The organism is Bartonella sp. AP3QHHD (assembly GCF_042195765.1).
GTDB lineage: Bacteria > Pseudomonadota > Alphaproteobacteria > Rhizobiales > Rhizobiaceae > Bartonella.
Map to the genome: position 1 here is coordinate 102,594 of NZ_JBHIPC010000012.1, position 22,256 is coordinate 124,849.

The window sequence follows — 22,256 nt, forward strand, 5'->3', positions numbered from 1 at the left end:
AGGATTTATTTATGAAAATTGCCATTCAGATGGATCATATTTCAACAGTTCGGATTCAAGGAGATACGACATTTGCACTCGCTTTAGCAGCCCAAGAACGTGGACATTCTCTCTTCCATTATACACCAGATCGTTTATCTCTATACGATGGTTGTGTGATTGCACGACTAGAGCCATTGATTGTACATGATAAAGAGGGAAGCCACTATCGATTAGAAAAGCCTGTTCGTACGGAATTAACAGACATGGATGTGGTTCTTTTACGCCAAGATCCACCTTTTAATCTCAATTATATCACAACAACTCATTTGTTAGAACGTATTCATCCTAAAACACTCGTTGTGAATGATCCGGCATGGGTACGCAACAGTCCAGAAAAAATTTTTGTTACTGAATTTTCTGATCTGATGCCAGAAACATTAATTACCAAAGATATTGAAGAAATAACAGCTTTTAGAGAGACATTTGGCGATATTATTGTTAAACCACTTTATGGAAATGGGGGCGCTGGTATTTTTTATTTAAAACAAGATGATCGCAATTTAGCATCATTGTTGGAAATATTTGCAGAAATTTATCACGAACCTTTTATTGTTCAGCGCTATTTAGAGGCAGTACGAAAAGGAGATAAAAGGATTATTTTGCTTGATGGTACACCTGTTGGAGCTATTAATCGAATTCCGACAGAAACAGATGTGCGCTCTAATATGCATGTTGGAGGTCGCGCGGAAAATGTGGAGTTAACAAAACGTGATTATGAAATTTGTGAACGCATTGGTCCAGCCTTAAAGGAACGCGGTCTTCTTTTTGTGGGGATTGATGTGATTGGAGATTATATAACAGAAATTAATGTGACGTCTCCTACGGGAATTCGTGAAATTAAACGCTTCTGCGGTATAGATGTTGCTCATTTGTTTTGGGATGTTATTGAGTTCAAGCGTTCAAATGAATTTATTTGACAGAGGACAAAAACATGGTTTTAAAAAAATGATCCATGTTGTTTTTTATATTTGTTATGTTGCAAATGTGAACTAGAATGACCGTATGATATAAATTAAGAGGCTTTGTTTTCAATTTTTAGGGAGTTTATAGATGAACAAAGTATTATCAATTGGAGTGGGATTGATTTTTGCGCTACTGCTGTCAGCAAATGGAGGCAATGCGCGCGATCAAATACAGATTACTGGTTCATCTACAGTTTTACCTTATCAAAAGATTGTTGCTGAAACATTTGGAGAAATTTATCCCCATTTTAAGGTTCCTGTTATCGAATCGGGAGGAACAGGAGCTGGTATTAAGGAATTCTGCCGTGGTATTGGGGAGAACACTGTTGATATTGTTAATGCTTCGCGAGCAATGAAACCGAGTGAATTACAGTCTTGTTTTGATGCTGGTGTAAAAGATGTTGAGGAAATACGTATTGGGTATGATGGCATTGTTTTTGCAACTGATATTAAGGGGCCTGATTGGAAATTACAGCCAGTAGATGTTTATAAAGCCCTTGCTGCTCGAATTATTATAGACGGAAAGTTGCAACCGAATAATGTTTTGAAATGGAGTGCAGTTAATAGTGCTCTTCCTGATTGGACGATAGCAGCGTATATTCCTGGAGAGAAGCATGGGACACGTGAAGTTTTTGAGGAAAAATTACTTACTAAGGGGTGTAAAGAGAGTGGGGCAGTTGAGGTGATGAAGTCTTTAGGAATGGATGATAAGGAGATACACACTGCTTGTATTGCGGTACGTAAGGATGGAAAAGCGGTTGATATTGATGGTGATTATTCTGAAACATTTGCGCGTCTAACTTCTAATAAAACAGGGGTTGGTATTTTTGGTTTGTCGTTTTATCAAAATAATGCTGATAGGCTAAAGGTTGCCGATATTAACGGTTTTGCGCCAACAGTTGAGACGATTTCTAGTGGACAATATCCAGTTTCTCGTCCGCTTTTTTTCTATATTAAGAAAGCACATTTAGGTATTATTTCAGGTTTGCGAGAGTATGTTGATTTTTTTCTTTCTGATCAAATGATTGGTCCAGAGGGTCCTTTGGCTGAATATGGTTTGATTGTTTCTCCTGAAAAGGAACGTCAAGCACAGCGTTCTGATTTTTCTGCTGGTCGAGTAATGACATTGAAATAATTTGCAGGGAAAATTTGTTGGATTTCTGAGATAGGAAATTTGGGTGCTATTTTTTTATAAAAACTGAAAGATAAAATGCGCATTTCCTTCATTGTTTTGCTATTATTGATTTTTGGATTTTGTAGCTTTTGTATTTCTTATATGCGAGCATGCATTCTTGAATACAGACAACATAAAATGCATTCTCGTGCGTATTATTATGGCTGGTGGACATTTTTGATTACTGTTATTCCAGCTTTTATTTTTTTAATTGTTTGGGATGCTGGGAGTACAATTTATTTAGAATATAATGCTTCTCGAGAGCTGGGGGCGTATAGTGCGCATGTAACAGAGCCTGTAAATCACGATCTACTTTGGGAGACACTTCGAAGTCTCGTCAAAAAGATTCATCGTTTTGAGGGGAATCTTTCTACCGCTTCCTATAAGGAAGTGCAGGCACAATTACTCGCGAAGGGATTGATTTTACCCGATGAAGCATCAGATGATGTGTTCAAAATAGCACAGTCGTGGGTATTTTCTTCTGAAAAGCTTAAATTTATAGGTTATGTTTTCCTTTTTGCTATTGCGTCCTTTGGTTTTATCTGTGGAATGATGCAAATTGCGCCTCATCAACGTGCGCGTAATAAGGTTGAATCTTTTATTATTATTGGATTGATTTGTGCATCTATTGTTGCAGTCTTGACAACAATAGCCATTGCGCTTTCTATGCTTTTTCAGACAGTAAGCTTTTTTCAGTCTGTATCCTTTTCAAATTTCTTTTTAGGAACAGTTTGGGATCCGCGTTTTTCCGCGAGCGGTTCCAGCGATGAAGTAGGACAATTTGGTTTAATACCGCTTCTTGCTGGTACGCTTTATATTGCATTTGTTGCCATGCTTTTTGCTGTACCTATAGGACTATTTTCAGCTCTTTATATGGCGGAGTATGCTTCTGCGCGATTGCGAGCAATTGTAAAACCATTGTTAGAAGTTCTTGCTGGCATTCCAACGATTGTTTATGGCTTTTTTGCTTTGAAGGTTGTGGGACCATTTTTACGTGATCTTTCTGCTTCTCTCTCAGACGGGGTTAGTTTTATTATGGCACAAAGTGTTTTGACCGCTGGAGTTGTGATGGGAATTATGTTGATACCTTTTGTTTCCTCTTTATCGGATGATGTTATTACGGCTGTTCCACGCATTTTACGTGAAGGTTCTTATGGTTTAGGCGCAACGCAATCTGAAACAATTAAAAAAGTTGTTATACCAGCAGCGCTTCCAGGGATTATGGGGGCCATTTTGTTGACGGCATCGCGTGCAATTGGAGAAACAATGATTGTGGTTTTGGCGGCAGGTGTTGCAGCAAACTTAACACTCAATCCTTTTGAAGCAATGACTACGATGACTGTTAAGATTGTTAATCAATTGACCGGTGATTTTGAGTTTAATTCTCCACAAACTCTGGTGGCTTTTGCCTTAGGGATGACGCTCTTTGTTATGACACTTTTGATGAATATTCTAGCTCTTTATATTGTGCGTAAATATCGGGAACAATATGAATGAATGAAGATTTTTTTCCTCGTCGCAATATTAGTCTCAATCGTCGGTATTGGGCTGAACGTCGTTTTCGTGCCTATGGTTTGATTGCCATTTTTATTGGTTTGTTTTTTTTATTTGCGCTTTTATGGTCTATCATTAGTCAGGGTTATACAGCTTTTTTTCAAAGTGAAATGACATTGTCGATTTATTTGGATGAAAAGATCATTGATCCAAGTGGTCAACGTAAAACAAAACCACAAGTGCTCATGACGGCGAATTATCCACTTCTTGTACGCAATGCTTTAGCAAAGAAACTTAATATCAATCAAAATGATCGAGCCTCTCTTCGAGACGTTAACCGTATGTTTTCGAATGGTGTCCGTGTTCAACTGCGTGAAATGGTGACAAAAAATCCAAAACTGATTGGCACAATGCAAAAAGTTAAAGTTTTGGCATCTGCGGATATTGATTCTGCTTATAAGGGACAGATTGATTTGCGTGTAGCAGAAAAAAACCGTAAAGTTTCTAATCGACAAATAGAATGGATAAAGCGTTTAGCGCATGATGGTACGCTTTATAAAACATTTAATATTGGTTTTTTTACATTTGGCGCTTCAAGTCGTCCTGAGACTGCGGGATTAGGTGTTGCGATCATTGGTTCTCTTTATATGATAGGCATCGTTTTATTAGTTTCACTTCCAATAGGTATAGCAACGGCTCTTTATTTAGAAGAATATGCACGCAAAAATAAATTTACAGATTTTATAGAGGTTAATATCAATAATCTTGCAGCTGTTCCTTCAATTGTGTTTGGTCTTTTAGGACTCTCTTTTTTTGTTAATTTTTTAGGATTACCACGTTCAGCCTCTTTTGTTGGTGGTCTTGTTTTAGCGCTCATGACTCTTCCCACGATCATTATTGCAACACGTTCTGCTCTGCGTGCTGTTCCTCTCTCTATTCGTGCAGCAGCTTTGGGGTTGGGAGCATCAAAAACACAAATGATTTTTCATCATGTTGTTCCTTTAGCTGCGCCTGGCATTTTGACAGGCACAATTATTGGAGTCGCTCAGGCTTTGGGTGAAACAGCTCCTTTGCTTTTGATTGGAATGGTTGCTTTTGTTGTTAATATTCCTACGACCCCCATGGATCCAGCAACGGCTTTGCCTGTTCAAATTTTTATGTGGGCGGGTGAAGCAGAGCGTGCTTTTGTTGAAAAGACATCAGGTGCTATTATTGTATTGATGATTTTTCTTGCGATCATGAATATTTCTGCGGTTTTTTTACGTCGACGATTTGAACGCCGCCAGTAATTTTAATAAAATAACAGCTTTGATAAGATTTTTGTAAGGTGAATTTTTGTAATGAAGATTAAAATGCGCGGTCAGGATGTGAAGGTTTCTTACGGAGATAAAGAAGCACTCCACGGTATTACACTTGATATTCCTGAACATCAAGTAACTGCTTTGATTGGTCCATCAGGATGCGGAAAGTCAACTTTTTTGCGTTGTTTTAACCGTATGAATGATACAATTGAAGGCGCTAAAACAACTGGTCTTATTACCTTAGATGGGGAAAATATTTATGACACACGGATTGATGTTGTAGAATTGCGCGCTCGTGTTGGAATGGTTTTTCAAAAGCCCAGCCCTTTTCCAAAATCTATATTTGAGAATGTTGCGTATGGTCCACGCATTCATGGTTTAGTTAAAACACGCTCTGAATTGCATGATGTCGTTGAAAAGAGTTTGAGGCAGGCAGGTTTGTTTGAAGAAGTAAAAGACCGCCTTCATGATCTTGGAACAAGTTTATCAGGGGGACAACAACAGCGTTTGTGTATTGCACGTGCTATTGCGGTTAGTCCTGAAGTTATTTTGATGGATGAGCCATGTTCAGCTCTTGATCCCATTGCGACAGCACGGATTGAAGAGCTTATCGATGCGTTACGGCAAAATTATACAATTGTTATCGTAACGCATTCCATGCAACAGGCCGCACGTGTTTCTCAATATACGGCTATGTTTCATTTAGGGCATTTGGTAGAAGTTGGTGCGACTGAAATGATCTTTACCTCACCAAAAGAGCAACGGACGCAAGATTATATTACGGGGCGTTTTGGATAGGTGAATTGAGGAGTGTAAGATATGTCTATGAAACATACTGTCCGTTCTTATGATGCAGAACTAAAATATTTAAGAGTAAGGATTACAGAAATGGGGAGCCATGCAGAAAGGATGATTGAACGTTCTGTCGCATCGGTTGTGTGTAGTGATCTTCAACTTGCAACGACAGTGATTGCCGATGATGTGTTTTTAGATGAAGCAGAACGTGACATTGATGAAAAAGCGGTTGCTATTATTTGCAAACGCCAACCGATGGCTGTCGATTTGCGTGAAATTATTGGAGCCATTCGTATTTCTTCTGATCTTGAACGGATTGGGGATATGGCAAAAAACATTGCTAAAAGGACTGTTGCACTTTCAGAAATACGTCAATCTGCTTCTGTTTATCATGGGCTTGAAACAATTACAGCTTTAGCACTCAATCAATTAAAAGAAGTCTTAAATGCTTATACGAGTCGCCTATTAGAGCGTGTTGACGCGGTGCGTGAGCGTGATGAGAAGATTGATGCTTTGTATACTTCTCTTTTTCGTGAACTTTTGACGTATATGATGGAAGATATGCGCAATATTACGGTTTGTACGCACTTACTGTTTTGTTTAAAGAATATTGAACGAATTGGTGATCATGTTACTAATATTGCTGAAATGCTGCATTATATCATAACGGGTTACCATATGTCCTCTGATCGTCCTCGCGATGACCTTACTTATAAAGTTGGGGTAGGTGAGAATAAAATAGATTAAAATTTCTCTTATATATATAAAATCAGTTTGTAGATATATGAGTATTCTCTTATAGTGCAGCTATAGAAAGAATAAGATAACCATCTATGGAAAAGCACAAAGAAGCAACAAAGAGTTTTTTCAGAGAAGCATGGCAGATTGTTAACTCTTGGTTTGACATATTTGTATATTGGATGATATCATCACTCGTATTGTGGCAGGAGGGGAGTTTTCTAGGGGATTTCCTTTCAGATCATTTTGTTAAAATTTTATATTAAAGGGGATATCTGTATTATTTTTTCGTATGTAGAAGAAGTGGATAGTGTTACTTTATTGTAATTGAAACGTGTGGGTTATTATAGCCTATATTGAGCCATGAAGAATAACAATATCGATCCGCAAATTAATAGTTTTTTATTTTTTATTTTGCATAGATACTTTTTGATTACCTCTTGTATTAAAATTTTACTGAGTGGTAACAATTAGCTATGTACTTTATTGAGAGATACATTTAAAACTCATTTCAAGACTTGAATATCTCAGAGATTATAGGAATGTGTTGCATAAGATGAAAAAAAATCGTTGGAATGTTTTTGTTACCTGTTGTGTAGCGCCGTTAGTTGTTGTGGGATGTGCTTCAAGTCATTTAGATGCTGGAAAAGTAGATAATAATAAGACAAAAACGGTTACATATCCATTGACAGAGCGTCAATGTCTTATGCGAGCGATGTATTTTGAATCAAATCGCACAAGCCGTGAAGGAATGATTGCCGTTGGAACGGTTGTTATGAATCGTGTTAATTCAACCGCCTATCCTAAGACGATTTGTGGTGTTGTTGGTCAATATAGGCAATTTGCTCCTGGTGTTTTAACGCGTCCTATGACGGAGAAAGCATCTGTTGCTCGTGTAAGAGAGGCGGCTGATGCCGTTTTACGGGGTGAACGAGATAAGAAAGTTAAACACGCTAAGTTTTTTCATACCGCTGGTTTGTCTTTTCCGTATAAAAACATGCATTATGTTCAGGTTGCAGGGGGAAATGCTTTTTATGAAAAACGATCACGTGATGGAGAACTTCAAGTTCCTACAAATAATCGCCCTTATGATGTTGCTTATGCTTTTGCTCAAGAACGTTCTGGTCATGCGCCAAGCTTTATAGATGAAGGCTTAGAGAGTAGGGGAGTAAAGGCAGAGAAAAGTACATCTCCTTTGACAGAAGTAGCACAGTCCAAGACGGCACATCCTGCTCCTTTTGCTATGGTACAGCTTGATAAAGTTCCTATTCCTGCCTATGCACCTCAACATCTAGCTAGGAAAGAGGAAAATAAAACGATTATGGCTTTACCTTCATCTGATCAGTTAAATGCAATTGTTGCAATGTTAGAAAAACGACACAGGAACTAGTAAGTTTTTCATGACCAAAGAAGGATGATATACCCATTGCGGTTTATGAATTAAGTGAATTTTAGCGATAATTATACGCATAAATATACGTAGAGAAAGCGAACTCAAAGGATCTGAAAAACAATTTATAATATGACGACATAAAGAACGCATTCTATTTAAAGAAGGGTATTGGTAATGTACTTTGATATTCATGAGACAATTTCGCCTGAAATGCTTAATCGTCTTGCAGAAATTACAGTGAAAGTGGGGTTGAATTTACAAGAGGGGCAGGATCTTGTTTTAACTGCTCCAGTTTCAGCGTTACCTTTTGTTCGGCGTATTGCATATCATGCTTATAAGGTTGGTGCTGGTGTCATTACACCAATTTTTAGTGATGATATGTTATCGCTTACACGGTTTGAAAATGCCCATACAACTAGTTTTGATTGTGCCCCTTCTTGGCTTTATGAGGGAATGGCAAAGGCTTTTGAAAATGGGGCAGCGCGTTTAGCGATTGTTGGTGATAATCCTTTGCTCCTTTCCAATCAGGATTTTGATAAGGTTTCACGTTTAAATAAAGCCACTTCAATAGCTTACCAGCCGGCACTCAAGCAAATATCAAATTTTGCTATGAATTGGTCGATTGTTGCTTATCCAACAGCAGGATGGGCTGAGGCAATGTTTCCTTCTTTACCACTTAATGAGGCGATTAAAAAATTAGCCGATGCAATTTTTTCTGCTTCACGTGTTACAGGAGAAGATCCGGTGCAGGCGTGGACTGTCCATAACGAGAATTTAAAGAAACGATCATCTTGGCTTAATGAGCAGCGTTTTTCTGCCTTACACTTTACAGGGACAGGGACTGATTTAACTGTTGGTTTGGCAGATGATCATGAATGGCATGGTGGTGCATCCGTTGCTCAAAATGGTGTTATTTGCAATCCGAATATTCCGACAGAAGAAGTTTTCACGACTCCTCATGCTCATAAGGTTGAAGGTTTCGTTCGCTCAACAAAGCCCCTTTCCTATCAAGGAACTCTGGTTGATAATATTGAAGTACGTTTTGAAGCAGGGCGTATTGTTGAGGCTCGTGCATCAACAGGCCAAGAAGTTTTACAGCAGGTTTTGCAAAGTGATGAGGGTGCAAGCCGGTTGGGCGAAGTTGCCCTTGTGCCCCATTCTTCACCAATTTCTAAGAGTGGCTTCCTTTTTTATAATACCTTATTTGATGAAAATGCTGCATGTCATATTGCTTTAGGGCAGTGTTATTCCAAATGCTTTTTAGATGGGGCATCATTGACGTCAGAAGAGATTGCAGCACGTGGTGGGAATAAAAGTGTCATTCATATTGACTGGATGATTGGTTCTGGTGAAATTGACATAGATGGCATTACCCAAGATGGTGTAAGAGTTCCTGTATTTCGTAAGGGTGAATGGGCTTAATTTTGTTACCATAAAACACGGTCATTTGAGGTGGGGTGGGATGTAAGCCTCATTGATACGTTAAGTATTTTAGAGTGTGTGGTATATATTCAAGGCAGGGTTTGGCCATAAAGCCTTTAGTTAAATGACTCACATGAGTAGGAATCCAAGTAAAATCCACTCATCAAGAATTTGTTTAGTAGATGTAGAGGAAGTCTTCGTTCTTTGAGGGGTGGGAAGAAGTCAATTTATCAGAGATACGATTGGAAAGTGTATAATTATTAAAGAAGAGTAATGCCTGAGCTTCCTGAAGTAGAGACAGTTCGTCGTGGACTTGAGTCCGTTGTAACTGATGCAAAGATAGTATCTGTCAAACTTAATCGTAGAGATTTGCGCTTTCCTTTTCCTGAGGCTTTTTCTGAGCGCCTTATTGGCAGAACAATTATAGAACTTGGCCGGCGTGCGAAATATTTATTATTTCATCTTTCTCAGGATGAAACGATTTTAAGCCATTTAGGAATGTCTGGTTCATGGCGTATAGAGAATGATTTTTTAAGAAAAGCTTGTTTAGCGTCAAGTAAATTAGTTAAACATGATCATTTTGTCATGGAGATTCAGACAAAGAATGGTGACGTTTATCGTCTTATTTATAATGATGTGCGTCGCTTTGGGTTTATGCTTTTAGTCGATACGGATAAGCTTTATGAACATCCACTTTTAAATAAGCTAGGTCTTGAACCTATGAGTAATTCGTTTTCTGGTCGTTATTTACAAAAGGCTTTTGTTAATAAAAAAATGTCTCTCAAGGGTGTTTTACTTGATCAGTCTATTGTTGCAGGTCTTGGGAATATTTATGTTTGCGAAGCACTTTGGCGGAGTCGTTTGTCTCCACAACGTGGTGCATTTACATTGGCATCAAAAACGGCACGTGCACGTGAATTTGCAGATTCTTTAGCACAAAATATATGCAATGTGATTTCTGAAGCCATTTTGTCTGGTGGCTCTTCTTTACGTGATTATATGCATATAGATGGTTCGCTTGGTTATTTTCAGCATACTTTTTCAGTTTATGGACGAGAAGGCAAGCAATGTTTGGAATGTGGAGCGCCTATTATGCGCATTTTACAGGCTGGACGTTCAAGTTTTTACTGCTCACAATGTCAAAAATGAATAAGGTGTCTTGCAAAATCTTACAAGAGGCTTAAAGTCATCGCATCTATAATATAATTACACAAGGCTTGAAAGGTTTTTTTATGCTGAATAAAGTACTAACACATCTTGATGGAAATATAGAGAAGAGCCTTGAACGCCTTTTTTCTCTTTTACGTTTTCAATCGATTTCTACAGACTCGGCTTACAAGGATGCATGTCGTAAAGCAGCTGATTGGTTAGTAGAGGATTTAAAAAGCATCGGTTTTGAGGCTTCACGCCGTGATACGCCGGGGCATCCAATGGTTGTTGGGCATCATCCAGGACCTTCAGATGATTGTTTGCATGTGTTGTTTTACGGACATTATGATGTTCAACCTGTTGATCCATTGAGTTTATGGGAGGATGATCCATTTACACCTTCTTTAAAAGAGAGAGATGGAGAGAAAGTTATTTGTGCTCGTGGAGCTTCAGATGACAAAGGTCAGTTGATGACTTTTATTGAAGCATGTCGTGCATTTAAGAAAGAAACAGGGCAGCTTCCTATTAAAGTTACTGTTTTATTTGAGGGAGAAGAAGAATGTGCTTCTCCTTCCCTTATTCCTTTTTTAAAAGCAAATACAGATGAACTTAAGGCAGATTATGCATTAGTTTGTGACACGTCAATGTGGGATGCGGATACACCATCTATTGCTCTTTCTCTTCGGGGAATTATGGCAGAAGAGATTATTATCACAGCAGCGAATCGTGATTTGCATTCTGGTTATTTTGGAGGAGTAGCAGCTAACCCCATTCGTATTTTAACGAAAATCTTAGCAGGACTTCACGATGAAAATAATAGGGCAACACTTCCTGGTTTTTATGATGGCGTAGAAGAAACACCTCCACAGATTTTACAATCATGGAATGCACTTAATTGTACTGCTGAAAATTTTCTTGGTCCTATAGGACTTTCCGTTCCAGCTGGTGAAAAAGGGCGGAGCATTTTAGAGCTTGTATGGGCACGTCCTACCATGGAAATTAATGGTATTAGTGGCGGCTATGAAGGGGAAGGGATGAAAACAGTTATTGCTTCTCAAGCGAGTGCAAAAGTATCGTGTCGTTTGGTGCATAAGCAAGATCCAGAGAAAATACGCCAAGCGTTGCGTGATTATGTACGTAGCTCAATTCCTGCTGATTGTAAGGTTGAATTTAAGAATCACGGTTCTTCTCCGGCACTTCAGATTTCTGATGATTCATCTTTTATCAAGGAGGCGAAGGATGCCTTATCACAAGAGTGGGAAGTGCCTGCTGTCTTGACAGCCATGGGGGGCTCGATCCCAATTGTAGCAGATTTTCGGTCAATTCTTGGTATGGAAACTCTTTTGGTTGGTTTTGGACTGGCTGATGACCGTATTCATTCTCCTAATGAAAAGTATAATTTAAAATCGTTTCATAAGGGGCAGCGGTCTTGGGCGCGTATTCTTGCTGCTTTAGCAAGTAGGAGGGTAAATGGCTGAGATTCGCGTTCATCAAGGTGATTTACCAAACTTAGATAATTATCAAACTGATGCTGTTGCGATTGATACTGAAACTTTAGGATTACAACCCCATCGTGATCGTTTATGCGTTGTTCAGCTTTCTTCTGGAGATGGTACTGCTGATATTATACAGATTGCTAAAGGACAAAAGAATGCACCTAATTTGGTCAAGCTTCTTGAAGATAAAGCAGTCGTAAAAATATTCCATTTTGGGCGTTTTGATCTTGCTATTTTAGCACATACATTTGGTGTTATGCCAGAGGCTATTTTTTGTACAAAGATTGCTTCGAAACTCACGCGCACTTATACGGATCGTCATGGCTTGAAAGAAATTTGTAATGAATTGCTGAATGTGAATATTTCTAAACAGCAACAATCTTCGGATTGGGCGGCAGAAACGTTATCACAGGCACAAATTGAATATGCTGCGTCGGATGTGTTATATTTGCATCGTTTAAAGGTTATATTTGAAGAACGTTTAAGACGTGAAGAGCGAGAAAATGTTGCCAAGGCATGCTTTCAATTTTTGCCTATGAGAGCTAGGCTTGATCTTTTAGGATGGGCGGAAGTTGATATTTTTGCGCATAGCTAACTTTAAAATTGGCTTTTAAATGGAGTTAATTATTGATGTGAGAGGACAAAATGCTTGTACATTATGGGCATTTTATCCTCTCATCTTTACCATCATTTTTAATTCTGCTTTACGACTTTTAAAAGTATTTAAAGCGATGTCTGTTAAATAATAGAGATTACGCATTGCCTCATGCTTTTTTAATGGATTTACGTTCTTCATGTAAAACAGAACGCCCTAAACGGAATATATTTGTGTTGCTAATTCATGTACTTTTTGTAAAGAAACAGACACCCAAGTTCATTTTACGGCGGTGCTCATAAAAGATATAACGATAAAGCCTCCAATACCAATATAAAATCTATTGAACACTACCATCTTACGCTTATAGAGTTAACAAGCCGCTACTATCACACATTTTGCCAACACCCAATTTTGCGACAACCCTTGGCACTGGAGACGTTTCATAAAAGGCATTTTTAGTCCTTTATTGTACAGTTTCACTCCACATAGGCTTCCCCACTTGTAATGTACAAACAAATGGTTTTGGTTGATTCAACATGAGGAAGATTTGGAATGAAAGGGTTTTATGGTATTCGGAGTTCTAATTTAATATGGATAACGCTATATTATCATTATAAATCAATATATTATATGATTAATATATAAAGATAACCACGATTATACTGAACAATGCAAAGAACGACACCTAGAAAGTGACCTAGAAACAAGTTAGCAAGGAATATGCTTTTACCAAGTTAAAATGTTATAGTAACTTTTGCGTTTAAATGACTTTATAAGATAAAACTCCTTTTTTCAAGAGTCTTATCCATATATCAACCTCATTTATGACATGTAAGCGAATAATTTTGCTTAATGTATAATGAGCGAATTTAAAATAAGATAATCTTATGATACTGAGAGCGCTCATTCAATAGGGGGGATTTATAAATCAATATGTTGATATGACATTTGTGTAGTTTATTCTCCCCAGACGATATTTTGTGCTTTTATGCATTGCCAAACAAGTGATTTCTATGTTTGTAAAGTGGGGCAATTTGCATTTATTTTAAAATTAAAATGCTTCAAAGCCTTGTTTTTTGAGGATTCTCACTTTTTATCTATAAACATGCTATTTTTTCTGGAAATTTGCAATGAAGACACTAGATAAAATCCATTATGGATATTTATACGAGGTTAAATTTATGAACATAAAATATTTTATTACGGCTTTTGCTACGTTTGCTTCAATCTCTGTAGCTCAGGGTGCTTCTTTCTTGTCTTCTCAAAAGTTAATAGAGGGTATACCTTCTCTTGTTCCTCCTAGAGATCTTTTTTCTAGTGAACAGTTGAGCAAGATCTTCTCTGAAGTTGTTCAAATGGAACTTTCTTGCACGCATAACAACCAATGCATAACAGAAGCTGAGTTAGTACCTGTATCATATTCTGGTAAAAAAAGATTTCAAAAGCCTAAAAAAGGATTAAGGAAAGGAAGACGACCACATTTATTTAGACGAAGTCCAATGAGTTATTAAAAAGTAAGAAAACAACATCAAGAGGTCTAACGTATGATCGGGAATTGAAGAGAGGAGATATTTTTTATCATTTGAAAAGTGGAGGAGCAGTTGTTCGCAAAGGGTATTATAATTGTGTACGGAGGGGGTGAAGAGTACTATTTGGAAAAGATATGGGGAGGTGGATTTCGGTGCAAGAATACTCTGTATAATGGCAATCGCTCGTTACAAAATTCATGGGTTTGGATAAATATAACCTCCCGATTTTGGGTTACGCTGTTATACTGTAAATACTGTCATTTAAGCGTGACTATACAGCGCATATAAAACTCCTTGATAAGTGTTTTTAGAGTAGGGCTTGTCCAGAGAGCCTTTAGTTAAGTGAATCACATAAGTAAGGAGTTAAGAAAAATCCTTTTGACAAGAAACTAAGCTGTTTGCAGAGAGGATCTGAGAGGATACTTCATCAAAATCGAGTGAAGCAACAAAAATGTTAAACTTTTGATCTTTGATGGTATGCTTCGACTACAGTTTATAAAATATTCATTTGTCTATGATTCAAAATATCAGATATTTTTTCTGCCAAATTCATGATTTTTAAAGCAAGGTGTGGTGTGAAAACTTTAAGAAAGATTTCTCGTTTTTTCAGCTTTAAGGAGATTTCTATATAAGTTTTAATGTTTATCATACCGGTTGTCTGTCTTTAGGCATTTTTTTCAATTTAGTCTTGTAAAGGAGTATGAAATGATATCCTACAAATAAGGCTGAAGCTCTGAAAAGATTTACTATAAGGTTGAGAGAAGAAAAAAATGGTAAGTATGTCAAAAAGGCATAAATGCCTAAATTAAAAACAAAGAGCAAGTGTAATGAAATTGCATGTAATCTTGTTGCAGTCCATGGGGTAGTGGAGATCTTGTTTTATGCGGTATAAGCATTCTTTACAATGAAGAAAAAACAATCAAAGAGCTATTCACACACTTGCTCGTTTGTGAGGTGCAGGGGGATGGTTTTGGTTTCTTTAATATAAAAAGGCTTAAGATAAGAACATCTTCAATATTGCAGACGAATTAATATAAAAAATATTTTTTCATTATAAATCAATATATTGTATTTTCATTCCAATAGCACACGCTTTACACGGAGGGTATTGTGACGCAGTTTTTTTACAAAATTTATAAAGGAGAGCAAATGTGAGAAAAAGAGATCATTTGTGCATGGGCATAGTTTTATTCTCATTTATTACAGATCAAGCAATTAAGGGTACTTTGATTGGCTTTTTGTTTTTTTTATAAGTGTATCATTTTTGCTACAGATATCTGAAGATGGGGCTCTATATGAAATGGTGTGTTCAAATAAATATTCAGCTATGGAGAGAAAATATGAATATGAAATGGTTAATAACAGCTTCTGCTTTCGCTTTTGTTTCAGCTTCAGCAGCACAAGCAGCAGATGTTATTGTTCCCCCAAGTCCAACACCTGTTGCTCCCGTTATTGTTGCTCCAACTTTTTCTTGGACAGGTTTTTATGTTGGGGGCCAGATTGGTGGTTTTTCGGGTAAAACGAAAATGGATATTCTCAGTAATGGAAAAAAGATTCCAGTACCTGATGACCTTTTGCCTAAACTATCTGGTTTCATGGGTGGTCTTTATGCAGGTTCCAACGTTGATCTTGGTAATGGCCTTATTCTAGGTGTTGATACAGATATCATGTGGTCTAATAAAGATGATACGAAGACAGGAAACACATATGTTATTCTTCCAAATCACATAAATTATATTAAGAAGATATTAACAGAATCTGGAATTAATATTGGTAAAGATGCGCTTGAACCTGGTGCTAAACGAACCCACAGTTTCACTTTTAAAGAAAAGTGGGCTGGTGCGACACGTGTACGTATTGGTTTTGCAGCTGAACGCATTATGCCTTATGTTGCTGGTGGTATCGCTTATACCCAGCTTCAAGATACTGCATTGATTTCAATAACAGGCAAAGATTCAGACAAAGTAATAGCTTCTGGTACCTTGTCTGATGAAACAAAGACCCTTGTTGGTTACACTCTGGGTGCTGGTGTTGATTTAGCAATGACCAATAACGTTATTGTCCGTGCGGAATATCGTTACTCTGATTTTGGGAAAAAGAAATTCTCAAATGATAAATATGAGACATCTTACAAAACCAATGATTTCCGAGTTGGTGTTGCTTACAAATTTTAACAGATGATAAGTTAAATAACAGAGGCGCCGTCTTTAACAGCGCCTCTGTTATTTTCTGTTGCTATATTATCACACAATACATAATTTATTGTGGATATGAAAAGATATTATTCAGGTTTTCTTAAAAAAATCATAGACAATAAACAAGAATTATATTTAAAAATCAATAAGTTATTTATATATATATCTTTAGGTTTCTCGTACAAAATCAAGCTATGAAGCGATTTTGTCTGGGATGTGCCCTCCATTTTCTGTGACTGTATCATTTTTACTACAGCTTTTCTTTCTGTAATCTTGTAGCACTGTGCTCATAAATAAATTAGGAGCAAAGTTTATGAATATAAAATCTTTAGTAACAACTTCTGTTATCGCTATAGCGGCAGCTTCTGCAGCACAAGCTGCTGATGTTGTTATCCCTCGTGAAACAGCCCCAGCAGTCATCACAGCAGCCCCTGCCTATTCTTGGACAGGTTTTTATCTTGGTGCTCAGATTGGTGGTCGTTCAATGAAATCTGACAAAGGTTCTAGCACTTTAGGTTGGCACGATCTTAAGCTTTCCGGTATGCTCGGTGGCCTATACACAGGTTACAATGTTGATCTCGGCAATGGTGTGATCTTCGGCTTGGATACAGATGTCTCTTTTATTGGTAAAAAAGACACAATTGATGGTATAACAATGGTTGTTGGACAGGCAACTGGTAAAAGTCTTGAGGAAATTAATAAACTCCTCAATGATGCTAAGATCAAAAAGAACGATGGTCTAGAAGTTGCAGCCCTAGATGAGTACAAAGAAAGTATTACTATGAAAGAAAAGTGGTCTGGAGCTACACGCGTTCGCATAGGTTTTGCTACTGATCGTATCATGCCTTATATCGCTGGTGGTGTTGCTTATACGCAGATGCAGGGCATTTCCGCACTTGAAGTGAAAAAAGATGCTAATGCTGGTAAGGATGCTAATAAGGTTATTGCTTCTGGTAACGTATATGATGAAACAAAGACCCTTGTTGGTTTCACCCTTGGTGCTGGTGTTGACTTCGCAATGACAGACAATGTTCTGTTACGTGCAGAATACCGTTACTCAGACTATGGTAAAAAGAAATACTTTAAAGACACAGCTGAACTTCAATACAGAGTCAATGATTTCCGTGTTGGCGTTGCATACAAATTCTAATTTCGTAAAAAACGAAATAAACTTCCAAGAGGCTCTGTCAAAGACAGGGCCTCTATTCTTTTCTGTTGTTATATTATCACATACCCTATATTTATTAGGGGAGTAAAAAATATTATTTAGATTTTCTTAAAAAGATTTTTATAAATGACAGATAACAATTATGCCATAAAATCAATAATTTACACATACTTGTAACTTACAATTTCTTATGAAAATTTTTATGAAACGTGAAGTTATGAAATGACTTTATCTTGCGTCAGCTTTCGTTTCCTATAATTGTATCATTTTACTACAGCGTTTTTTTGTAGTCGTATAATACTGTGCTCGTAAATAAATGAGGAGCAAAGTTTACGAATATAAAATCTTTAGTAACAACTTTTGTTATCGCTATAACTACAGCTTCTGCGGCACAAGCTGCTGATATTGTCATTCCTCGTAAAACAGCTCCAACAGTTATCACAGCTCTTTCGTTTTCTTAGACAGGTTTTTATCTTGGTAGTTAAGTTGGCAACTTTTCAAGTCAAAGTTTATGTATTTGATTTTGAGACAAAAGAAAAAACTTTAGATAAAGATGCACTACTTATGCCTTCCGGTTTCATCGGTGGTATTTATTTAGGTTCCAACGTAGATCTTGGAAATGTTCTCATTCTAGGTGTTGAAACCGATGCAGTCTGGGCAGACCGAGGAGAGACGAAGACGGTCTCAAAGATTCTTGTGATTGATGATTTTAATGATAAATTTAAAGATGCTGGTGTCACATTGGATGAAAATGAAAAGTTTCAAAAGGGTGACACAGCAGTGTATCGCATTGGTTTCAAAGAAAATGGTCTGGTGCAACACGGGTTCGTGTTGGTTTTTCTGTCGCTGACAGCATTATGCCTTATGTGGCTGGTGGTATTGCTTATGCGCAAATACAAGGTGTTGGTAAAGTTTCAGGAACAAAAAAGTTGGGAAAATGGGTAAGCCAAGTAAAGAGTTTCTGCTACAGTATTTGATAAAACAAAAACGATGGAGGGTTTTATCCTTGGTGGTGGTATAGATTTCGCGATGACAGATCATATTCTGCTTCGTGCGGAATACTGTTACTTAGACTTTGCTAAGAAGGAATTTAAAAAGGATTATCTTAAACTAGTCTACAAAAGCAATGACTTTCGTATAAGTATCGCTTACAAGTTCTAATTTCATCAAAAGTGCAATTATGAATAAAAAGTATTAATAAAAAATTAAATTTCCAAAAGATATTGACTTTTAAAAAACCGCTGTTTTCTGGGGTTTTATTTGTATGATTGTGATATTTTTACTACAGCTTTTCTATCTGTAATCTTGTAAGGTCGTTTGATAGTTAATTTAGGAGCAAAATTATGAATACAAAATCTTTAATAGCAACTTCTATTGCCGCTTTAATTTCAGCTTCTGCAGCACAAGCTGCTGATGTTATCATCCCTCGTGAAACAGCCCCAGCAGTTATCGCAGCAGCCCCTTCGTTTTCTTGGACAGGTTTTTATCTTGGTGGTCAAGTTGGTAACTTTTCGAGTAAAACTAAAGTAACTATTCCAGGAGAAGATGAAGAACTTTTCAAAAAAGATAATACACCTAGTCCTTCTGGTTTCATGGGTGGGATTTATGCCGGATCTAACGTAGACCTTGGAAATGGTCTCATTCTCGGTGTTGAAACCGATGCAGTTTGGGCAGACCGTGAAGAATCAAAAACAGCCCGTGAATTGACTCTTACTGAAAAAAATGCAGCAGATTTTAATAATGCCCTTGAAAAAGCTAAGGTTGAATTAAAAGATCAGCAACGGTTTGAAATAGGTGACAAGGTAACGGAAAAGCACAGCTACAAAGAAAAATGGTCTGGTGCTACACGCGTTCGTATCGGTTTTGCTGCTGTTGACCGTATTATGCCTTATGTTGCTGGTGGTATTGCCTATGCGCAGGTACAGGGCATTCAATCAGTTACAGGAAAAGGAGAGAGAGCTAAGGTTGAGCAGAATGCTGATGTGGTGGAAAACCCACCAGTTAAGCAAAATGTAGATTTGACTGGTGGTACTTGGGCTGATGACACGAAGACAATGGTTGGTTTCACTATTGGTGGCGGTGTTGACTTTGCAATGACAGACAACGTTCTTTTACGTGCAGAATACCGTTACTCCGATTTTGGTAAAAAGAAATTCGCAAACGATACACGTGAATTCAACTACAAAACCAATGACTTCCGTGTAGGTGTCGCTTACAAATTCTAATTTCGAAAAAATGAAATTATCAGCACAAAAAATACTAAGGCCTCGTTTAACGGGGCCTTTATTTTATTAGCTCTCTATTTTATCTCTCTTAATCCCTTAATTTTTATTGGTATCATTTTGTATTATAAGGCTTAAAAAAAGTTTTATATTATAAAAGGCGAATTAGTAGTATGCATCGATTTTATAACTACTTATTACATAAAATCTTATATTACGGCTATCATTTTACGCTTAAGTGAAAAGTATTTAATTAATCTCAGAAATAGGACAAGATCATAATCAGTGATGAACTTTAGTTTACTTTTATATGCCAGATTAGAGCGAGCGTATTGCGTATATCTGTTGGAGTAAGTTCTGAAACGGGAATACAGCCTCATTGGAGAAGAATATAAAGTTACAAAAAGAAAAACTAGTTTCCAACTTTATCATCTTCTTTTAATTTAGCTTTACGGTTTTCAAAAGCATTTAGAGTAATGTCTTTTAAATAATGAAAATGAAGATGATGCATTGTCTTACATTTTTGTTTATTGCATTTTTTAATGGGATCATACTCCTCATGCAAAACAGAACGCCCTAAACGGAATACACTTGTTGTTGTGTATTCACACATTTGTTTAAAAAAATATTTTTCAAAGTACATCAAGCCCACTTCTCTCTGGACAAGATTTGAATATTCTAGGCTCTGATGTTCAAGCAACGGATAATCTTTCCTTACAAGCTGAGAGGAATGTTTCGATTGATGCTACACGCAACAGCATGGACAATCAGAATGGGAGTGAAACATCTCATGTTGCTTTACACAATGGCTCTCATTTAAGTTCTGGAAAAGAGACCACTGTTCTCTCTGGAAAAGATATCCATATTGCTGCTTCCGATATAGATGCCAAGGGCAATGTTGGTCTTGGTGCCCAAGGGGAGATAACAATAGGGGTGAGAAACGATGAGATGGAGTATCATCTTCGCACCAAAAACACGAAAGTGGATATGCAAGCCTCTCATGCCGTTGGCTCTTCGATAAAATCGGGAGGTGACACCACTGTCATTGCAGGGCAGGATGGCAAACCACATGATCTTAGCATCACAGGCAGTTCCATTGCGGCTGATGGCAAGGTAGGGCTGAAAGCCAGCAACGATGTCCTGATCAATAATGCAGAGGATAGCTTACAGTATGAGATGTCGTACCATAAAGACGGTGGGGTGTTTAGTAGCAGTAAATCTGAGCATAACAAGATGGATGTGCGCCAAGTTGTGGGGTCAAGCATAACAGGGGGTGAAGGCATTGCCATTGATTCCGGAAACAACACGGAAGTTGTAGCCTCGACGCTCGTAGCCGGTAAGGCAGAGGAAACGTCAGGAGAGAAAGCACCAGGAGAACAGAAACAAGCGGATATTACCATTCACTCTGGGGGAAAGATTACTATCAAAGGCGCCCAAGAACAGTTGGATCAGCAAGCACAATCGTCATCAAGTGGCTTTTTGCATGAGAAATCGTCCGATACATCTCAATCGCATACCACAACGGTCTCCTCTATCCTTGGGGCGACGGGAAACATCGTGTTAGACGCACAAGGAGAAGCCAAGATTTCTGCTTCTCATCTTCTTTCCGGTCAAGATATCAATGTGAGCGGAGAAAATGTGACGATTGATGGCATGCAAGATCACCATAAAAGCCATTCAGAGGAGCATGAAACAGGTTTTGGTGTGGGATCAGGCAAGAACTTTGTGTCAATATACGGGAGTGAGGGAAAGACAGAAAATGAAGAGAGTTTTGAGCATCAAGGTTCTTCTCTCAATGCGGATGGCAATATCAACATCACTGCCAAGAAAAAAGATGTGAAAATTGTTGGCTCTGATCTTGCAGGTGAGAATATTAACCTTTCGGCAGCGCATGATGTGAATGTGCTTGTTGGTCATAATAGCCATTCCTCAAGCTCAAAGGAAGAACGTACAGGCTTTGGCATTCAGTTTGAAAAGAGCAACAGCGGTGCTTCCGTGGGTGTTGGAATTGCAAGCGCTAAAGATACGGGCGATCAATGGGAAACCACTTCCACACAATCACACATCACGGCACGCCAAGATGTGCAGATTACTGCTGACAATGATGTGAATTTACAAGCAGCCATTGTTTCGGCGGATCGTGATGTCAACATTGATGCCGGCAATAATATCACCCTATCAGAAAGCTATGATACCTCTAACGCAAAAGAAAAGCATGAAAAGTCTTTTGCTGGTGTGACAACTTCCGTTGATATCGGTGTCCTTGGCACGGTACAAGGACTAAAAGATGCCGCAGATCACATGAATAATAAGGATGGTAACAATACAGTTATTAATGGCATACTGACTGGCATGAAAATCAGTCATCTTTATAGTAAAGGCAAAACCTTTGTTAATTGGCTGACTGGCAATACGGGGGAAAAGGGGAACATAACCAAAGGACTGAGTAGCTCATTAGGAGGGATGGGGGGCTCCACCAAGGATGCTCTTGCCAATCTGGCTGGCGCATCTGGCAGTGTAACCGTGGGCTTTAAAACTGAGAAAACAGAAGCCTCTTCTCAAGTCTCCACAGCGGTGA

20 protein-coding genes and 1 pseudogene are annotated in these 22,256 nt (G+C 37.9%); 18 read left to right on the forward strand and 3 right to left on the reverse strand.

Annotated features, from left to right (window positions below; genetic code table 11):
- The first annotated feature begins 11 nt into the window (after positions 1 to 11).
- The 11 genes from gshB (at position 12) to ACFIL7_RS00670 (ending at position 12,561) form a co-directional block, all read left to right on the forward strand.
- Positions 12 to 959: a glutathione synthase gene (gene gshB / locus ACFIL7_RS00620; protein WP_375634580.1), complete on the forward strand. Its 948-nt coding sequence runs from the start codon at positions 12 to 14 to the stop codon at positions 957 to 959.
- Positions 960 to 1,092: 133 nt separating this feature from the next.
- Positions 1,093 to 2,139, forward strand: a complete 1,047-nt coding sequence (locus ACFIL7_RS00625) for a substrate-binding domain-containing protein (protein WP_375627631.1) — start codon at positions 1,093 to 1,095, stop codon at positions 2,137 to 2,139.
- Between the two features lie 75 nt (positions 2,140 to 2,214).
- Entirely contained in the window at positions 2,215 to 3,675 is a 1,461-nt protein-coding gene (pstC, locus tag ACFIL7_RS00630) for a phosphate ABC transporter permease subunit PstC (protein WP_375634579.1), read from the forward strand.
- A complete protein-coding gene (pstA, locus tag ACFIL7_RS00635; protein WP_375634578.1) occupies positions 3,672 to 4,961 on the forward strand; it encodes a phosphate ABC transporter permease PstA in 1,290 nt (429 codons plus the stop codon). The genes pstC and pstA overlap by 4 nt, the downstream gene beginning before the upstream one ends.
- Before the next feature lie 51 nt (positions 4,962 to 5,012).
- Positions 5,013 to 5,771 carry a phosphate ABC transporter ATP-binding protein PstB gene (gene pstB, locus ACFIL7_RS00640; RefSeq protein ID WP_375611792.1) on the forward strand — a complete coding sequence of 253 codons (759 nt, stop codon included), beginning with the start codon at positions 5,013 to 5,015 and terminating at the stop codon, positions 5,769 to 5,771.
- A 21-nt stretch (positions 5,772 to 5,792) separates the two neighbouring features.
- Positions 5,793 to 6,515, forward strand: a complete 723-nt coding sequence (gene phoU / locus ACFIL7_RS00645) for a phosphate signaling complex protein PhoU (protein ID WP_375634577.1) — start codon at positions 5,793 to 5,795, stop codon at positions 6,513 to 6,515.
- A gap of 547 nt (positions 6,516 to 7,062) precedes the next feature.
- Positions 7,063 to 7,896 (forward strand): cell wall hydrolase, encoded by an 834-nt coding sequence (locus tag ACFIL7_RS00650; RefSeq protein WP_375634576.1) that lies wholly within the window; start codon positions 7,063 to 7,065, stop codon positions 7,894 to 7,896.
- Between the two features lie 177 nt (positions 7,897 to 8,073).
- Positions 8,074 to 9,321, forward strand: coding sequence for an aminopeptidase (locus ACFIL7_RS00655; RefSeq protein WP_375634575.1), 1,248 nt, complete (start codon positions 8,074 to 8,076; stop codon positions 9,319 to 9,321).
- Between the two features lie 273 nt (positions 9,322 to 9,594).
- Positions 9,595 to 10,470, forward strand: coding sequence for a bifunctional DNA-formamidopyrimidine glycosylase/DNA-(apurinic or apyrimidinic site) lyase (gene mutM, locus ACFIL7_RS00660; protein ID WP_375634008.1), 876 nt, complete (start codon positions 9,595 to 9,597; stop codon positions 10,468 to 10,470).
- An 83-nt stretch (positions 10,471 to 10,553) separates the two neighbouring features.
- Positions 10,554 to 11,948 carry a M20/M25/M40 family metallo-hydrolase gene (locus ACFIL7_RS00665; RefSeq protein WP_375611787.1) on the forward strand — a complete coding sequence of 465 codons (1,395 nt, stop codon included), beginning with the start codon at positions 10,554 to 10,556 and terminating at the stop codon, positions 11,946 to 11,948.
- A complete protein-coding gene (locus ACFIL7_RS00670) occupies positions 11,941 to 12,561 on the forward strand; it encodes a ribonuclease D (RefSeq protein WP_375618019.1) in 621 nt (206 codons plus the stop codon). The genes ACFIL7_RS00665 and ACFIL7_RS00670 overlap by 8 nt, the downstream gene beginning before the upstream one ends.
- Positions 12,562 to 12,633: 72 nt before the next feature.
- Here ACFIL7_RS00670 and ACFIL7_RS00675 read toward each other — a convergent pair whose 3' ends face one another.
- Positions 12,634 to 12,762, reverse strand: a complete 129-nt coding sequence (locus tag ACFIL7_RS00675; RefSeq protein WP_375683236.1) for a hypothetical protein — start codon at positions 12,760 to 12,762, stop codon at positions 12,634 to 12,636.
- A gap of 932 nt (positions 12,763 to 13,694) precedes the next feature.
- Here ACFIL7_RS00675 and ACFIL7_RS00680 point away from each other — a divergent pair.
- From ACFIL7_RS00680 to ACFIL7_RS00690, 3 genes are all read left to right on the forward strand, one after another.
- Positions 13,695 to 14,075 (forward strand): hypothetical protein, encoded by a 381-nt coding sequence (locus tag ACFIL7_RS00680; protein ID WP_375643060.1) that lies wholly within the window; start codon positions 13,695 to 13,697, stop codon positions 14,073 to 14,075.
- A gap of 1,358 nt (positions 14,076 to 15,433) precedes the next feature.
- Positions 15,434 to 16,267 carry an outer membrane protein gene (locus tag ACFIL7_RS00685; protein ID WP_375634574.1) on the forward strand — a complete coding sequence of 278 codons (834 nt, stop codon included), beginning with the start codon at positions 15,434 to 15,436 and terminating at the stop codon, positions 16,265 to 16,267.
- 334 nt (positions 16,268 to 16,601) lie between these two features.
- Positions 16,602 to 17,438 carry an outer membrane protein gene (locus ACFIL7_RS00690; protein WP_375634573.1) on the forward strand — a complete coding sequence of 279 codons (837 nt, stop codon included), beginning with the start codon at positions 16,602 to 16,604 and terminating at the stop codon, positions 17,436 to 17,438.
- Between the two features lie 289 nt (positions 17,439 to 17,727).
- Here ACFIL7_RS00690 and ACFIL7_RS00695 read toward each other — a convergent pair whose 3' ends face one another.
- A complete protein-coding gene (locus tag ACFIL7_RS00695) occupies positions 17,728 to 17,898 on the reverse strand; it encodes a hypothetical protein (RefSeq protein ID WP_375634572.1) in 171 nt (56 codons plus the stop codon).
- Positions 17,899 to 17,930: 32 nt separating this feature from the next.
- On the opposite strand from ACFIL7_RS00695, the gene ACFIL7_RS00700 reads away from it, so the two are divergent.
- The 3 genes from ACFIL7_RS00700 (at position 17,931) to ACFIL7_RS00710 (ending at position 19,681) form a co-directional block, all read left to right on the forward strand.
- Entirely contained in the window at positions 17,931 to 18,401 is a 471-nt protein-coding gene (locus ACFIL7_RS00700; RefSeq protein WP_375643056.1) for a porin, read from the forward strand.
- 84 nt (positions 18,402 to 18,485) lie between these two features.
- Positions 18,486 to 18,617 carry a hypothetical protein gene (locus tag ACFIL7_RS00705; protein WP_375661221.1) on the forward strand — a complete coding sequence of 44 codons (132 nt, stop codon included), beginning with the start codon at positions 18,486 to 18,488 and terminating at the stop codon, positions 18,615 to 18,617.
- Between the two features lie 182 nt (positions 18,618 to 18,799).
- The gene (locus tag ACFIL7_RS00710) at positions 18,800 to 19,681 is read left to right on the forward strand and encodes an outer membrane protein (RefSeq protein ID WP_375634018.1); all 882 of its coding nucleotides are present in this window, start codon (positions 18,800 to 18,802) and stop codon (positions 19,679 to 19,681) included.
- A gap of 409 nt (positions 19,682 to 20,090) precedes the next feature.
- On the opposite strand, the gene ACFIL7_RS00715 is transcribed toward ACFIL7_RS00710, so the two are convergent.
- Positions 20,091 to 20,321, reverse strand: coding sequence for a hypothetical protein (locus tag ACFIL7_RS00715; protein ID WP_375643050.1), 231 nt, complete (start codon positions 20,319 to 20,321; stop codon positions 20,091 to 20,093).
- On the opposite strand from ACFIL7_RS00715, the pseudogene ACFIL7_RS00720 reads away from it, so the two are divergent.
- A pseudogene (locus tag ACFIL7_RS00720) lies at positions 20,321 to 22,256 on the forward strand (hemagglutinin repeat-containing protein); the annotation flags it as partial. The gene ACFIL7_RS00715 and the pseudogene ACFIL7_RS00720 overlap by 1 nt on opposite strands.

Bases quoted from the DNA above. Each gene is read 5' to 3' on its own strand.
- gshB (WP_375634580.1), top strand. From the start codon at position 12: ATGAAAATTGCCATTCAGATGGATCATATTTCAACAGTTCGGATTCAA.
- ACFIL7_RS00625 (WP_375627631.1), top strand. From the start codon at position 1,093: ATGAACAAAGTATTATCAATTGGAGTGGGATTGATTTTTGCGCTACTG.
- pstC (WP_375634579.1), top strand. From the start codon at position 2,215: ATGCGCATTTCCTTCATTGTTTTGCTATTATTGATTTTTGGATTTTGT.
- pstA (WP_375634578.1), top strand. From the start codon at position 3,672: ATGAATGAAGATTTTTTTCCTCGTCGCAATATTAGTCTCAATCGTCGG.
- pstB (WP_375611792.1), top strand. From the start codon at position 5,013: ATGAAGATTAAAATGCGCGGTCAGGATGTGAAGGTTTCTTACGGAGAT.
- phoU (WP_375634577.1), top strand. From the start codon at position 5,793: ATGTCTATGAAACATACTGTCCGTTCTTATGATGCAGAACTAAAATAT.
- ACFIL7_RS00650 (WP_375634576.1), top strand. From the start codon at position 7,063: ATGAAAAAAAATCGTTGGAATGTTTTTGTTACCTGTTGTGTAGCGCCG.
- ACFIL7_RS00655 (WP_375634575.1), top strand. From the start codon at position 8,074: ATGTACTTTGATATTCATGAGACAATTTCGCCTGAAATGCTTAATCGT.
- mutM (WP_375634008.1), top strand. From the start codon at position 9,595: ATGCCTGAGCTTCCTGAAGTAGAGACAGTTCGTCGTGGACTTGAGTCC.
- ACFIL7_RS00665 (WP_375611787.1), top strand. From the start codon at position 10,554: ATGCTGAATAAAGTACTAACACATCTTGATGGAAATATAGAGAAGAGC.
- ACFIL7_RS00670 (WP_375618019.1), top strand. From the start codon at position 11,941: ATGGCTGAGATTCGCGTTCATCAAGGTGATTTACCAAACTTAGATAAT.
- ACFIL7_RS00675 (WP_375683236.1), bottom strand. From the start codon at position 12,762: ATGAAGAACGTAAATCCATTAAAAAAGCATGAGGCAATGCGTAATCTC.
- ACFIL7_RS00680 (WP_375643060.1), top strand. From the start codon at position 13,695: ATGAAGACACTAGATAAAATCCATTATGGATATTTATACGAGGTTAAA.
- ACFIL7_RS00685 (WP_375634574.1), top strand. From the start codon at position 15,434: ATGAATATGAAATGGTTAATAACAGCTTCTGCTTTCGCTTTTGTTTCA.
- ACFIL7_RS00690 (WP_375634573.1), top strand. From the start codon at position 16,602: ATGAATATAAAATCTTTAGTAACAACTTCTGTTATCGCTATAGCGGCA.
- ACFIL7_RS00705 (WP_375661221.1), top strand. From the start codon at position 18,486: ATGACAGATCATATTCTGCTTCGTGCGGAATACTGTTACTTAGACTTT.
- ACFIL7_RS00710 (WP_375634018.1), top strand. From the start codon at position 18,800: ATGAATACAAAATCTTTAATAGCAACTTCTATTGCCGCTTTAATTTCA.
- ACFIL7_RS00715 (WP_375643050.1), bottom strand. From the start codon at position 20,321: ATGTACTTTGAAAAATATTTTTTTAAACAAATGTGTGAATACACAACA.